This is a genomic window from Cohnella abietis (assembly GCF_004295585.1).
Lineage (GTDB): Bacteria > Bacillota > Bacilli > Paenibacillales > Paenibacillaceae > Cohnella > Cohnella abietis.
This window is the reverse complement of record NZ_AP019400.1, coordinates 4,038,423-4,053,091: the sequence shown is the minus strand read 5'-3', so window position 1 is coordinate 4,053,091 and position 14,669 is coordinate 4,038,423. Positions and strand designations below refer to the sequence as shown.

Here is a 14,669-nt window from a genome sequence, read left to right as displayed (position 1 = left end):
TGATGGCCTCTTTTTTTACAATAAAATATACCCCTAGTGGGTATGAAGTGAGCGAGGCTGATCATTATGAGTACAGACACAATGAATTCTTCAAATAGCGGACAGCAAGCTTCTCTGCAGATTACTGGAATGACTTGTGCCGCTTGTGCGAATCGGATTGAGAAAGGGTTAAACAAGCTTGAGGGGGTTTCCCTGGCTACAGTAAATTTGGCGCTTGAAACTGCTCAAGTACAATATAGTGCTTCATCTGTTTCACTTCCCGATTTAATTAAGAAGGTGGAGCAGCTAGGCTATCACGCCAAAGAGAAGGAGGAGCAGAGGGACATTGGCGCAGATAGGAAGAAAGAGGTACGCAGGCAGCAGCTTAAGCTACTGGTTTCGGTTCTCTTGTCTCTTCCGCTACTGTGGGCGATGGTTGGTCACTTCTCTTTTACATCATGGATTTGGGTACCAGAATTATTCATGAATCCTTGGTTTCAGCTGACGCTTGCTACTCCTGTTCAGTTCATTATAGGCTGGCAGTTTTATGTTGGAGCCTATAAAGCTTTGCGTAATGGAAGTGCGAATATGGATGTTCTTGTTGCTCTAGGAACTTCTGCTGCTTATTTCTACAGTCTTTACTTAACGATACAATCCATAGGTAGCCATCATCATCAAGTCGACATGTATTACGAGACAAGCTCTGTGTTAATTACATTGATTCTGATGGGTAAATTATTCGAATCGTTGGCAAAAGGACGTTCGTCCGAAGCAATCAAAACACTAATGGGATTGCAGGCAAAGACTGCTCTCGTTATACGTGACGGCCAAGAAGTAAATATCCCGGTCGAAGAGGTTGTAGCTGGGGATGTATTCTTAGTTAAACCAGGGGTTAAAATTCCCGTCGACGGAATAGTCATTGAAGGGTTGTCTGCTGTGGATGAGTCCATGCTTACCGGAGAGAGTCTTCCTGCTGAGAAACGTGGGGGAGATACAGTAATCGGGGCTACCTTAAATAAGAACGGGGTATTAAAGGTAAGGGCGACTAAGGTAGGGAAGGAAACGGCTCTATCCCAAATTATTAAAGTCGTTGAAGAAGCACAGGGGTCAAAGGCACCTATACAGCGCGTAGCGGATGTTATCTCAGGCATCTTCGTTCCAATAGTTGTGGGGATTGCAGTTGTGACGTTCTTGGTTTGGTATTTTGCAGTGGAGAGCGGTAACTTCTCAGGTGCGTTGGAGAAGGCAATAGCTGTTCTAGTTATTGCATGCCCTTGTGCGCTGGGATTAGCTACGCCGACGTCTATTATGGCGGGATCAGGTCGGGCGGCTGAGCTAGGAATCCTGTTCAAAGGTGGGGAGCATCTTGAGTCGACTCATCGAATTGACACGATACTGCTGGACAAGACGGGAACAGTAACGAAGGGTAAGCCTGAGCTGACGGACATTGAAGTGCTGCCTAGCTTGAAAAATGACGATAAAATTTTAGCATGGATAGCATCTGCCGAGAAAAATTCGGAGCATCCCCTGGCCGAAGCTGTTGTGAACGGTATTCAAGAGCGCGGAATCGAGCTACTAATGACAGATTCGTTCGAAGCCATTCCCGGGCACGGTGTGAAAGCCGTCATCGAGGGTCAAGAGCTACTGATTGGTACCCGTAAGCTAATGGCAGAAAATGGCGTTAATATTGAAATTGCGCTGGAGCGAATGGGCAGTCTTGAAGGTGAAGGAAAAACGGCTATGCTTGTCGCTATTAATGGATCATACGCCGGACTGATTGCAGTCGCAGATACAATTAAGGAGTCCTCCAAGCAGGCTGTAGCAAGACTAAAAGATTTGGGGATTCAGGTTGTGATGATAACAGGTGACAATGAGCGGACTGCCCATGCAATTGCACTTCAAGCGGGCATACAGGAAGTATTTGCTGAGGTGCTACCTGAGGGCAAAGCGAATGAAGTGAAGAAATTGCAAGCTAGCGGCAAGAAGGTCGCCATGGTTGGGGATGGCATTAACGATGCTCCAGCGCTGGCTACAGCTGATATCGGAATGGCCATCGGTACGGGAACAGACGTTGCAATGGAAGCTGCTGATGTTACCCTGATGCGTGGAGACTTGAACAGCATTCCTGATGCCATTGCGATGAGTCGCAAAACGATGTCAAACATTAAGCAAAACCTATTTTGGGCTTTAGCCTACAATGTCATTGGTATTCCAATAGCAGCCAGTGGATTTCTTGCTCCTTGGCTGGCCGGAGCGGCTATGGCCCTGAGCTCAGTATCCGTCGTGCTTAATGCGCTTAGATTACAGAGGGTAAAGCTTTAAACTATCGGAGGAATCCTTCATGAAGCGAGTATTGTTAATGCTGGTAACCATTGCAATGGTGTTAATGGTTATGACTGCCTGCACCAAAAAATCCAATCATAACGCTATGGGCCATGGCGCTCAAGAAACATCTACGGGACATGGGGCTCATGAAACATTTACAGGACATGGCGCTCATGGAGGAGCGGATGGTTCGGAGCATAAGGACACCACAACGGCTTCCTGGACATTCTCAACCAGTAAGCTGACAGCTGGGGAGATTACCGAGGTCACTATACAAATTCAAGACAAGGAAGGCAAAGCAGTTAAATCCTTCGATATTAATCATGAGAAGAAGATGCATTTAATTGTTGTGAGCAAGGATTTGTCTTATTTCGACCATATCCACCCGGAGTATAAGGAAGAGGGGACCTTTGTTGTTCAGACAAAGCTCCCAAGTGCCGGTAGCTACAAGCTAATTGCAGATTATATCCCGACGGGAAGCGGCGCTACTTCACAGAGTCATTGGGTTACGGTGGAAGGAAAATATTCTGTGCAAGAGGGGATAAATCCGGAGTCTAGTCTTGTAAAAAAGGTCGGTGATATTGAAGTCACACTTTCCTTTGATCAGTTAATGGCCAATATGGACGTGAACTTAAACTTTAATATGATCGATGTCCATACGGGAAAACCGATTAAAGACCTTCAGCCATACTTGGGAGCTGTCGGTCATGTCGTTATCCTCAGTTCGGATGCGGAGCAATATCTTCACGTTCATCCTACGGATGAGAGTGCTAAGGGGCCAGACGCGCAGTTTAGGACTAGCTTTCCAACGAGTGGGGTCTATAAAATCTGGGGACAATTTCAGCGTAATGACAAGCCTTTTATTGTTTCTTTTGTCGTGAAGGTTCCTTAATCTAATTTTGGGATTCCTCTTCAGAATCTTCGAACGGTACGCGATCCTCATCATAATACATGTTAGCTTCACCTCCTAAACTCTATCCTATCAGTCTAACTTTAACGGGATGTTTGCTTAATGTAAGAGGAATGTGAAAAAGACCTCCAACCCCAGCGACGATACTGCGGGGTTTGGAGGTGCTTTTTTTCTTGTCTATCATACGTTTAATTGACATAAAGATTAATAATCTCTTAAAATCATGTAAGTGTAAAGACAACTGGTTGCTCGGGAACAGGAGAGTGAGATGAACAATGATACGCAGATTTTTTTCCTATTATCGCCCATATAAAGGCTTGTTTGTGCTCGATTTTACTTGTGCTATTATCGCCGGATTACTGGAGCTAGCATTCCCACTCGCGGTTAGAAACTTCATTGATGATCTGCTGCCTGGAGAAAATTGGCCGATGATCGTGCTTGCTTGCGTAGCCCTGTTGGGTATATACGCGCTGAATACGGTGCTTAACTACGTCGTAACTTATTGGGGACATATGCTCGGGATTAACATCGAGACGGATATGCGGCGGAAAATGTTCGAGCATATACAGAAGCTGTCGTTCCGCTTCTTCGATAATCATAAGACGGGGCATCTGGTAGGAAGGGTAACTAACGATCTGAATGAAATTGGGGAGGTTGCCCACCACGGTCCCGAGGATGTTTTCATCGCGATCATGACGCTTGCGGGCTCTTTCGCGCTTATGGCTCACATCAATCTAGAGCTCGCTTTGCTTACGTTTATTATTATTCCGATCATGACATGGCTTATCATTGTGTTCGGCGGCAAAATGACGACGACTTACCGGAGATTGTTCGGTGATGTCGGCAATTTCAATGCTAGAATTGAAGAAAACGTTGGCGGTATTCGTGTTGTTCAATCGTTCGCTAATGAGGAGCATGAGAAGAAACTATTTGCTAAAGATAATAAGAGCTTCCGCGAGACCAAGCTGTTGGCCTACAAAACTATGGCTAAAAGTATATCTGTCAGTTATATGATGATGCGCCTGATTACGGTATTCGTTATGATTTGCGGAGCATGGTTTTTCATTCAAGGCAAGCTGGAGCTTGGAGAGTTTATGGCGTTCTTGCTCTTATCTAATATCTTTTTCCGTCCTATTGAGAAGATCAATGCTGTTATTGAGAGCTATCCAAAGGGCATCGCTGGATTCAAGAGATACATTGAGATCATCGATACGGAGCCGGACATTGCGGACGCTAAGGATGCCATTGCTGTTGATTCTTTGCAGGGAAACATTAGCTTCCAAGGAGTCTCATTCGGCTACGAGCCTGGCAGGAGCATTCTCAGTAACATTAGCCTAAATATTAAAGCAGGAGAGACGATAGCATTCGTTGGTCCGTCTGGAGCGGGGAAAACAACGATTTGCAGCCTGCTGCCTCGCTTCTATGATGTAGATGAGGGGACGATTACTGTAGATGGCATCGATATCCGTAAGATGAAGCTGCAGTCTTTGCGAAAGCATATCGGTATCGTTCAACAGGATGTTTTCCTATTTGCGGGTACAATTAGAGAAAATATTGCTTACGGGGATTTGAACGCTACAGAAGAGCAAATATGGAATGCAGCGAGAAGGGCGTCCCTAGAGGAGATGATTCTTCAGCTGCCGGAAGGTATGGACACCATTATTGGTGAACGGGGCGTCAAGCTATCTGGAGGACAGAAGCAGCGGATGTCGATCGCCAGAATGTTCCTGAAAAACCCTCCGATTCTCATTCTGGATGAAGCAACTTCAGCGCTAGATACCGAGACAGAAGCAGCTATTCAGAAATCTCTAGCAGAGCTTTCTATCGGACGCACAACACTAGTCATCGCCCACCGTCTAACAACAATCAAAAATGCAGATAGAATTATCGTTGTCGATGAGAGCGGCATCGCCGAAGAAGGCGGACATCAGGAGCTAATCGCATCTGGTGGAATATATAGCAGGCTTCATCAGGCTCAGTATCAGAATGCTTGAGGTTGAGTGTGAGTAAGGTAAATATTAGAGTGAATAACTAAGGACAAGAAGTAGAGAAAGCCACCGCGAGGTGGCTTTTTCTGTAGTTTTATGAATATATACTATCTCAAATTCCGCAGTACATCCATTCGGGTCGCAATAAGCATACTTTGTATAGTTACTGGTCCATGCGATGCGGTTTGGGAGACATTAGACATACATTTTATGGTTATTTTTCCGTGCGATGTGGTCTGGATCGAGGTAAGCATACATGTTATAGCTACCCTCTCTACCATCGGCTATTCCGTTACAAACCGCTGCCCGCAGAATTCCGATGACATTGCTGTTAATCCGACAAACAATCCTGTAATTCACGCAGACCGTTTGACAAGCTTCTCGGCGGTGAATAGGTACACTCTATTTGATTCTGATTTTAGGGAGGGAATAGATAGAGATGTACTTCGGAAAAAAGACCTTGATTCTAGCAATCATCCTCATTTGTACGTACCAGGGAATCGCCCAAGCCAAAAGTCTTTTTTCCTATCAGTGGGAGCAAACCCCCATTCAACAGCAAGCTTTCCCGGAAAAATATACAGAAGTAGAGGGGATATTGACCTTTCGAGGCACGAACGAGAGAAGTGCTCCTTCCTTTGGCACGACAGATATGAGTCTGTTTCAGCCTAAGATCGCGTGGACAAAGAAAACGAAATTGAGCTCTTGGGGAGGCGGAGCCGGCTGGACAGGTCAGCCCGCCATCGTAAAATGGGCTCCAGATATTTTACGTACGATGAACGTGAAGGCCAAATTTCTTACAAAGCCTGATTTTACCGAGGTGATCTATGCCTCTTTAGACGGATATGTCTACTTCATGGAGCTGGAATCCGGTGAGGAAACACGAAGTCCCATTAAGGTGGGCAATCCCATTAAAGGGAGTGTCTCGGTAGATGCTCGCGGCTATCCGTTGCTCTATGTGGGAGAGGGAATTCCCGAGAATGGTACTATCGGTTTTAACTTATACAGCCTAATCGATCAGAAAAAACTTCTTCGTGTGAACGGGAGAGACCCATTTGCCTATCGGACTTGGGGGGCCTTTGACAGCTCAGCGGTATTCAATCGCTTGGAAGATACCCTTATCGTCGGCGGAGAAAACGGATTAGTCTATCATATAAAGCTCAATACGGTGTTCGACCGAAGCAAGAAATCGATTAAGATTGCACCAGTCATTAGCAAATACCGTTACAAAGTCGCAGGGAACAATTATCAAGGAATAGAAAATTCCTTAGCAATGTACAACGATGTAGCGTACTTTGGTGATAATGGTGGTAGTATTCTAGCCCTGAATCTAAAAACGAGCAAGCCAGAGTGGTCGCTTCCTCCAATCGATGATACAGATGCCTCGATAGTCATTGAGCAAGAGCACGGAGTGCCCTATTTATATACGGGGACAGAGGTTGATAAGCAAGGGAAGTCAGGGAGTTCCTATATTCGGAAAATTGATGGGTTGACGGGCATAGTGATTTGGCAGAATAAATACCCTTGCTTCTCGCTATTAGGCGCTCATCCGGTGAATGGTGGGTTGCTAGCAACTCCAGTATTGGGGAAAAAGGAAATCAGCAACCTAGTCATCTTTACGATTGCCCGCTATGGTACTTTCAGTGGGGGATTGATGGTGGCGCTGGACAAAGAAACCGGCAAAGAAGTGTGGAGATTGCAGATGAAAAACTACGCTTGGTCCTCTCCTGTGGACGTTTACGACAATGCAGGCAAAGCCTATCTCATACAAGCAAATTCGGTAGGCATCGTATCCGTTATCTCCGCTAGCAGCGGTAAGGTGCTTGGTAGCTTAAACATCGGGACGAACATCGAAGCTTCTCCGGCTATTTTCAACAATTATGCTGTTATGGCCTCCCGAGGAGGCAAAATATACGGAATCAAGCTGGAGTAGAATAAACATTCAACTCCGAACATCCACTATGCGCCAAGGTAATTGCGGGCTTTCTCTTGTGATCCTGAAGGTATAGGTGCTGTTCCGCTCTGGCTTGCCGGGCACATTGATGGCGACAGGAAGCTTTATTTCAGCTAATAAACGATCATCTGTGACCTGATTATTCTCTTGATCCGCTTGACCACTTTTTTTGCTTGGCTTGCGAATGCGAATGGACGTAAGAGATTGCAGTTCTCGGATGAAACCAGCCAGCTTATCTTTCGGTGCATCTACCCAAACTTGGCTAAGTAGCTCTTCATCCTGCTGATACATAGCCTCAATGAAGCTTTCTGCCAATATGTCGGGAGAAGCAGCATCTAAATAGGAACGAAGATTACCCGCGGCCTTGTGGATCATTAATTGATGCGCTGGATCGGGGGTATTTGATTTATGGGATGTGCTGTCTTGAAAATGTATGCAGAAGTGGCCCGAAAAGTCGTTGTCTGGTATTCCGTCACCACCATGGGGCATGCCATTCATCGACGCCGCTAATCTTCCTTGACTAGAGTGAACGATAATCGGTTTCCGCTTCCAGCTCCAACGCCCATTATAGATTTGTTTCATGATCGCCGTATCTTCCTTGGTTAAAGGCTGAACATCCGCATGACTGCTCCCAGCTCGGCGTTGAACCTTGAAGGTTAACCCCGTTTCTAAATCCGTAACGGAGAACATGCTTTTGCGGTTTACTATATTTTTCGCGTCATCCCACCGCGTTAATCTTCCGTAGTGACTATTCCTCAATGCTGCAGCATAATTCCTTAATCGATTTACCGTAACTTGAGGGAGCAAATAATGTTCCCTTGTCGCCTCATTCCACAGATTTCCCGAACGTTCCATGCGCAGCTGCACTCCCTCTTGACCCAGCAGCAAGCTGATCTGCAAATCCGGCAAAAGGGAAGCGTCATTCAGCTTTTCCTTCTTGGGACGAGATAGAGCTCTGACTAAGTCAGGACTATTAATCTTAAGCGTACTGTATGATGTCGCGTTAAGACTTGACCGAACGGTGAGAATGAGCAGAGGTTTCGCTATTGTGGGTTCCTTTGCGGCAAAGGAAGTTGAACTATCCGACAGGAGAGTATACATCATGACCATTGATAATAGCGCTAAACCGACGCGACTTATTCGCTTCATCATCTGCTCCACTCCGATCGTCTTATTTTCGCTTCATCGTCTGCTTCACTCCGATCGTCAAATTATATTGTGGGCGAACACAGGGAGATTTATGTAGGATAATAAGCCAATGTTTAACACACGTTATAGTCATTCCTCTGACTATAACGTGAATAGGTGGTAGGTAATGTGGGGCTGCACGCAATTGTTGGCATTATGATGCTAGTTCAACAAGCTCTTCATCCAGAGAGCCTAACTGTTACTCAACAAGGGAAATCCATTGCCAGTATTCAACGCTCGGAATACGTGCTTCCTTTCTCTGGTTTACCGATAGTAAATGATGACAAATTAAGTAAGCTGATGGATGAGTTAGACAAGCTCTCGTATCGAGCTCCTGTTAATGCTGGATTAGACGGCTGGGGGCGTATTTTTCCAGGGCAATTTGGGTATAAGCTGGATCGTCGCGCATTTGCCGAGCAATTCTACAGCTTTATGATCGAGGGAACTTCGTCTAATCTAGAAGTACCGCAGAATAAAGTGTATCCCAAGGTAGATAGCGAATTACTTGAGTCCGTAAAGGAGAAGCCTATTGGCCAATATACAACCTACTTTAATTCGAACAATAAAAACCGCGCGCATAACATTCTCCTAGCTGCTCAAGCCATTAACAACCAATTCGTTTTTCCCGGAGAGTCATTCTCATTTAATCAGGTTGTCGGTAACAGAACAGAGCAGAAAGGGTATTTGCGTGCAAAAATTATTGTAAGAGGTGAGATTTCTGAAGGTATTGGGGGCGGGATTTGCCAAACCTCATCTACGCTGTACAATGCTGTAGATCGCGCCGGGCTGCAGATCGTCCAGCGATATTCCCACAGCCGTCGGGTTCCCTATGTGCCCCCAGGACGCGATGCCACTGTTAGCTGGTATGGTCCTGACTTTGTTTTTCAGAATAAATACAATCAGCCAATACTCATACGTGCCATCTCTCAAGGAGGACAGGTATCCGTTATTATCTATGCCTCTGAATCGATTAATGCGAAAAAACGTGAGGTTCCAAGCGCATCCAAGCAATTGCCACAGGAGGTACCTGATGATCAAAATGTGAATGGAATTTCGCCATGAATCATGCAAGGTAGATGTTAGCGGTGTATAATGGGGCATGAGTAGGAGGGGAGACTGATGTCCCGAGAAATTCGTACATATGAGCTAAAGGCGCTCAAAGAAATCGCGGAGATGCTGAATTCTACCAATGAAATGGACCCGATGCTGGATGCCGTTCTAAACAAGCTGCTTCAAGTTACGGGCTTATCTATTGGTTGGATTTTTCTATTAGATGAACTACCAGGCAACCAGTGCCTTGCTTCACAGAATCTCCCGCCTGCACTAACGTCTGGAGCTTATGCTGTAATGTGCGGTGAGGAATGTGCATGCATTGCAAGCTATCGCCAGAATGAGCTGGATGCTGCTGTCAGCATTGTAGAGTGCAGAAGGATTAAATATGCCGAGATGCACAATGTGGGCGATACGGAAGGTATTTCTCATCACGCCACCGTTGAGCTTAATGCGGGTAAGGACCGTTTCGGCTTATTAAATGTCGCATCAGTAGGGAAATTACATTATTCTGAGGATGAGCTGGCATTGCTACAGGCAGTGGCCTTGCAAATCGGAACAGCGATAAAGCGGATTCGACTTTATGAAGCACAAGAGCAGAGCGCAATCTTATATGCCAAGCTCGGTGATGTAATACAACAGATTAACTCCATACCGGATATTCATAAGCTACCTCTTAAAGCGGTCAGCATTATTGGGGATGCCTTCGACTGGGAACATGTATCCCTGTTTATTCATCGGAACAACGAGCTATCTTTAAGCGCCCAATACAAGGACAAGCTTGTCACCAATACATGGGAGTCCATCCCTCTGGACGAGGCTGGCCTAGTTGGAATTGCTTTTAGGGAAAATCGACTGGTTATTGATTCGTGTAAGCATAATGCTGGGAGTTCTTTGTCGGCCATAGGCATACCTACTTACGGTTCAGCTATTGCGATTCCGCTTCGTACTCGGAGTCATCCAATAGGTGTTTTACTTATTAGTAGCCCCAATAGCAAGCATTTTGACGAGTATTATGAGGATTTCATGTATTCCCTCGGGGACCATTTTACGTTAAGTATCGAAAATCTAAGGGTTTACGAGCAGCGAAGCGAGCTTGCCTTATTGGAAGAGCGGAACAGAATGGCGCGTGACTTGCACGATTCCGTTATTCAGAAGGTGTTTTCCTTATCCTTCCTAGCGAAGGGGGCTGAAGCACTGCTGGCTGGAAGAGAGCCTGTTGCCGAACAATCGTTGCAGGAAATAAGCCGTGTGTCGCAAGAGGTACTAAAGGAAATGCGATCTCTCATCTGGCAGCTGCGTCCAGCGGGCTTAGAGAACGGATTACTTCCAGCATTGAAGCAATATGGGCAAGACATCAATCTGTTTGTCTATGAGCAGGCAGAGGGAATTAAGGAATTACCTCGTGCGATTGAAGAAGCCTTCTGGAGAATCGGTCAAGAAGCGCTCAATAACGTAAAGAAGCATGCTGGCACGAACACGGCCCATATTCGATTGGTTAAATCAGATACGGACGCTAGTCTTATTATTTCTGACCAGGGTAGGGGCTTCTCAATCGAGAAGAAGAAAGGGAAGTTCACGCTGGGAATGACGTCTATGCGGGAAAGAGCTGAATCGTTAGGGGGCGAATTAACGATTACTAGCGGCAAGGGAAAACCGTCGATCGTCAAAGTAACTATTCCTATGACACAGGTAGAGGAAATTTGCAACGAGGAGAAGGAACAGCTTTGAAAATAAAAATATTACTAGCAGATGATCATCAGATTGTTTTGAAGGGAATTTCTTTCTTTCTAAGCACGCAACCAGATTTCGAAATTGTTGGAGAAGCTCATAATGGGCAGGAAGCAGTTGAACTGACAGCACAATTACAGCCGGATATCGTGCTCATGGATTTGAATATGCCCATTATGGATGGAATAGAGGCAAGTGCACTAATAGCTGAGCAGCATCCGAATGTGAAAGTTCTTGTGCTGACAAGCTTTTCCGATCGAAGTCATATCGTTCCTGCCCTTCAAACGGGCGCGATCGGTTACATGCTTAAGGAAGTCGATCCGGATCAATTAGTAGAAGCCATTCGCAGTGCATTCAAAGGGAATATCCAGCTTCACCCCGATATCTCGAATGCGCTTCTTAGCCAGCTGATTCCACAGCAGAGTGAGCCAAAGAAGCTTCCAAGAGGTGAAGCGATCGAGTCCTTGACTCCTAGAGAGCTCGAAGTGCTGGAGCAGCTTACTAAGGGACATAGCAACAAGGAAATTGCCCAAGAACTCGTCGTAGCTGAGAAAACGGTAAAAACACACGTAAGCAGCATTCTTAGCAAACTTAATTTTACGGACCGTACACAGGCGGCACTATTTGCAGTCCACCTTTTCCAACCTACTGAATAGCATTGTCCATTGATCTACATCTAAAGTCTTAAGACTCGACCTCCGCCTAATGGCGGTTTTTTTATGCTTGGATTCAGCCTAATTGCTGATGTGAGCGGAAGAAAAACTGTATATAGTAATGGTAGTTACTTTAAGTTATTAACTAACCAAAACATGAAAAGAGGTTATTCATATGAGTACTGTATTATTCGTCAAAGCAAACGATCGTGCAATTGAGCAAGCAGTTAGTGTTAAGCTATATCAAGCATTCTTGGACAGCTACAAAGCAAGCCATCCAGAAGATACTGTCATCGAGCTGGACTTGTTCAAAGAAACATTGCCATATTTGAATGCAGACATGATTAATGGTAAATTCAAAGCGGCTCGCGGTTTTGATCTTACAGCAGAAGAAAAAGCAGCAACTGATGTTTCAAGCAAATATCTTGAGCAATTCCTTGCAGCTGATAAAGTTGTATTTGGATTCCCGCTTTGGAATCTTACAATTCCAGCTGTTCTTCATACGTACATTGACTATATTTATGAAGCAGGCAAAACTTTTTCCTATACAGCACAAGGTCCTGTAGGTTTAATTCCTGATAAGAAAGTTGCTCTCTTGAATGCACGTGGCGGTATTTATTCTGAAGGTCCTGCAGCTGCTGCAGAAATGTCCTTCAATTACATTCGCAATATTATGGCATTTTTCGGTGTTACTAACTTCGAAAATGTTATTGTTGAAGGCCACAATCAATTGCCAGATCAAGCGGAAGCAATTGTTGCACAAGGTATAGAGAACGCTAAGAATGCTGCAGTAAGATTCTAATTCGCAAATATATGAATCAAAAGCTGACTTTCGCAATTATGCGAAGTCAGCTTTTGTGCATTTAAATGTTGCTTGCAATCTATACGCAAAGACACCACAATAGAGGAATAATAAGGAAATCTAATTGTGCTTATAGTCGTAAGGAGGTAGAAGTATTGCAACATCCCTATCAGGCCTATCCGATTTTGGAGCAATTATCTGCCGAAGAACTAGAGCAGTTAAATATAGAGATGCAGGAACAACGATATTTGTCCGGACAGCTTGTTATGCAGCAAGGTGAGGTTAGCGACCGTGTCCATATTATCGTGTCAGGCCAAGCACGAGTATATCTAAAGCAGGAAAGCAAAGTTGAATTAGCTATTTTACAAAGAGGGCATTTTTTTGGAGAAATGTCTTGTTTGACAGGAGATCCTGTCAGTGCTCATGTCGAAGCCGTTGATGATGTCCATACGCTCACCGTTTCTCGTAAAGGGATGCTACTGTTAATGGATAGTAATGCCGATTTCCGCAAACAAATTGTTGAAGCTATGATTAAGCGAATTCAGAGCTCCAATGAGCGCGTGTTAGAGGAGCATGCAAAGAGTCAAATCATTATGAAGCAGCAGGAAACGGAGGAGCAGGAACGTTACGGCGTGCTCATCGGTGTGAGTCCGTCTATGCAAGAGCTACTTCAGAATATAGAACGTCTAGCTGTAAGAAAAGAACACGTTCTTATTGTAGGCGAAGCGGGTACGGGCAAGATGAGTATCGCCAGAAAGCTTCATCAAACAGGATCACAAGGCCATTATCCGATTCTGACCCTCAATGGAAATAAGTTTGACTTACTTACTTGGGATTCGAGAGTACGTGCGGCTAAAGGAGGTACAATTGTTGTTGAACATGCTGAGCAATTAACAGTGCCTATCTTAAAACAAATTATAGAAACGGATACCCAGACACGTATCGTATTGACCAGTACTGAATCCTTAGATATTCCTGGCGTATATACGTTACATGTTCCACCTCTTCGCGAACGAGTAGAGGATATTCCGCTGCTGGCGACATATTTTGTGAGAAAAGAGGGAGCTAAGGAAGAAGAAACGATAATCTCGGAGGATGCACTTCGAGTACTTAGTCTCTTTCCCTACTTAACTAATAATGTGCAGGAATTACAAGGAATAGTGAAGAAAGCTTATGTTCTAAGTGGGGGTCGCACGATCTATAGTAGCCATCTGCGCTTTGGGCGAATACGTAAACCAGGCGAAAGACCAATCATTGGATTAGCTTTAGGTAGTGGTTCAATCAGAGGAATGGCTCATCTAGGTGTACTAAAGGTGTTGAAGCAAGAGGGTATTCCTATTGATAGAATTGCGGGCACTAGTGTTGGCTCATTAGTAGGCGGTGCTTATGCGGCCGGGATGCCTGTGGAGGACTGTATTCGTGTTCTATCAAAAATGCGATGGGGCCAGTTGCTTCGACCGACCTTCCCTAAGCGCTCGTTTGTGCACAATACACCTATGATTGGTTTTATTGAACAGCATTTAGGCAAGAGGCTTATTGAGGATCTACCTATTCCCTTTGCCGCTGTAGCTTCGGATGCCTCAACAGGAGAAGCCCATATTATGCAAAAAGGTTTACTTGCCAATGCGATTGCTGCAAGTACAGCCATTCCTGCGATTATGCGTCCTGTGAGCTATGAAGGAAAGACTCTTGTCGATGGAGGGGTCATTCATCCCGTACCGGCGGCTCTCGTAAAAAGTATGGGTGCTGATATCGTTATTGCTGTAAATATTTGCGCGGAGTCTTTTGCTAAGGGGACAGCTAGAAATTTTATAGATTCACTTATGAATACTATTGATATGATGAGCTCGAGGATTGTAAAGGAAGAATTACAGCTAGCGGATGTCATATTACGCCCTGATCTTGGTTACAACCAGCTTAGCTTCAAAGATTCAGCTATTTGTATCGCTGCTGGAGAAGCCATCACAAGAGAAGCAGTTAGTCGGATTAAACAAAAGCTTACTCCTCTGTCTAAATAACAAAACCGTACCTTCTCGATGAGGGGGGCGGTTTTTTTGTGCACAGATAGATCGGTTAAAGCTGAATATTGGGA

Annotated in this window: 10 protein-coding genes; 9 read left to right on the top strand and 1 reads right to left on the bottom strand. The window is 45.0% G+C overall.

Annotated features, from left to right (window positions below; translation table 11 throughout):
• Positions 1-66: 66 nt before the first annotated feature.
• The 4 genes from KCTCHS21_RS17630 to KCTCHS21_RS17615 all read left to right on the top strand — a co-directional run bounded on the left by KCTCHS21_RS17630 (position 67) and on the right by KCTCHS21_RS17615 (position 7,132).
• The gene (locus tag KCTCHS21_RS17630) at positions 67-2,301 is read left to right on the top strand and encodes a heavy metal translocating P-type ATPase (RefSeq protein WP_130611144.1); all 2,235 of its coding nucleotides are present in this window, start codon (positions 67-69) and stop codon (positions 2,299-2,301) included.
• Positions 2,302-2,320: 19 nt separating this feature from the next.
• Positions 2,321-3,196: a DUF8832 domain-containing protein gene (locus KCTCHS21_RS17625; protein ID WP_130611141.1), complete on the top strand. Its 876-nt coding sequence runs from the start codon at positions 2,321-2,323 to the stop codon at positions 3,194-3,196.
• A 293-nt stretch (positions 3,197-3,489) separates the two neighbouring features.
• Entirely contained in the window at positions 3,490-5,208 is a 1,719-nt protein-coding gene (locus KCTCHS21_RS17620; protein WP_130611138.1) for an ABC transporter ATP-binding protein, read from the top strand.
• A 433-nt stretch (positions 5,209-5,641) separates the two neighbouring features.
• Positions 5,642-7,132 (top strand): outer membrane protein assembly factor BamB family protein, encoded by a 1,491-nt coding sequence (locus tag KCTCHS21_RS17615; protein ID WP_130611135.1) that lies wholly within the window; start codon positions 5,642-5,644, stop codon positions 7,130-7,132.
• Between the two features lie 9 nt (positions 7,133-7,141).
• On the opposite strand, the gene KCTCHS21_RS17610 is transcribed toward KCTCHS21_RS17615, so the two are convergent.
• Positions 7,142-8,305: a hypothetical protein gene (locus tag KCTCHS21_RS17610; protein WP_130611132.1), complete on the bottom strand. Its 1,164-nt coding sequence runs from the start codon at positions 8,303-8,305 to the stop codon at positions 7,142-7,144.
• Positions 8,306-8,497: 192 nt separating this feature from the next.
• On the opposite strand from KCTCHS21_RS17610, the gene KCTCHS21_RS17605 reads away from it, so the two are divergent.
• The 5 genes from KCTCHS21_RS17605 to KCTCHS21_RS17585 all read left to right on the top strand — a co-directional run bounded on the left by KCTCHS21_RS17605 (position 8,498) and on the right by KCTCHS21_RS17585 (position 14,595).
• Complete coding sequence (locus tag KCTCHS21_RS17605; RefSeq protein ID WP_130616566.1) at positions 8,498-9,403, top strand: VanW family protein; 906 nt, start codon at positions 8,498-8,500, stop codon at positions 9,401-9,403.
• 57 nt (positions 9,404-9,460) lie between these two features.
• Positions 9,461-11,122, top strand: coding sequence for a sensor histidine kinase (locus KCTCHS21_RS17600; protein WP_130611129.1), 1,662 nt, complete (start codon positions 9,461-9,463; stop codon positions 11,120-11,122).
• Complete coding sequence (locus KCTCHS21_RS17595; RefSeq protein ID WP_130611126.1) at positions 11,119-11,778, top strand: response regulator; 660 nt, start codon at positions 11,119-11,121, stop codon at positions 11,776-11,778. The genes KCTCHS21_RS17600 and KCTCHS21_RS17595 overlap by 4 nt, the downstream gene beginning before the upstream one ends.
• Before the next feature lie 172 nt (positions 11,779-11,950).
• Entirely contained in the window at positions 11,951-12,577 is a 627-nt protein-coding gene (locus KCTCHS21_RS17590; protein WP_130611123.1) for an FMN-dependent NADH-azoreductase, read from the top strand.
• Positions 12,578-12,732: 155 nt separating this feature from the next.
• Positions 12,733-14,595, top strand: coding sequence for a patatin-like phospholipase family protein (locus tag KCTCHS21_RS17585; protein WP_162309347.1), 1,863 nt, complete (start codon positions 12,733-12,735; stop codon positions 14,593-14,595).
• The last annotated feature ends 74 nt before the right edge of the window (positions 14,596-14,669 follow it).

Bases quoted from the DNA above. Each gene is read 5' to 3' on its own strand.
- KCTCHS21_RS17615 (WP_130611135.1), top strand. From the start codon at position 5,642: ATGTACTTCGGAAAAAAGACCTTGATTCTAGCAATCATCCTCATTTGT.
- KCTCHS21_RS17625 (WP_130611141.1), top strand. From the start codon at position 2,321: ATGAAGCGAGTATTGTTAATGCTGGTAACCATTGCAATGGTGTTAATG.
- KCTCHS21_RS17605 (WP_130616566.1), top strand. From the start codon at position 8,498: ATGATGCTAGTTCAACAAGCTCTTCATCCAGAGAGCCTAACTGTTACT.
- KCTCHS21_RS17590 (WP_130611123.1), top strand. From the start codon at position 11,951: ATGAGTACTGTATTATTCGTCAAAGCAAACGATCGTGCAATTGAGCAA.
- KCTCHS21_RS17600 (WP_130611129.1), top strand. From the start codon at position 9,461: ATGTCCCGAGAAATTCGTACATATGAGCTAAAGGCGCTCAAAGAAATC.
- KCTCHS21_RS17630 (WP_130611144.1), top strand. From the start codon at position 67: ATGAGTACAGACACAATGAATTCTTCAAATAGCGGACAGCAAGCTTCT.
- KCTCHS21_RS17610 (WP_130611132.1), bottom strand. From the start codon at position 8,305: ATGATGAAGCGAATAAGTCGCGTCGGTTTAGCGCTATTATCAATGGTC.
- KCTCHS21_RS17620 (WP_130611138.1), top strand. From the start codon at position 3,490: ATGATACGCAGATTTTTTTCCTATTATCGCCCATATAAAGGCTTGTTT.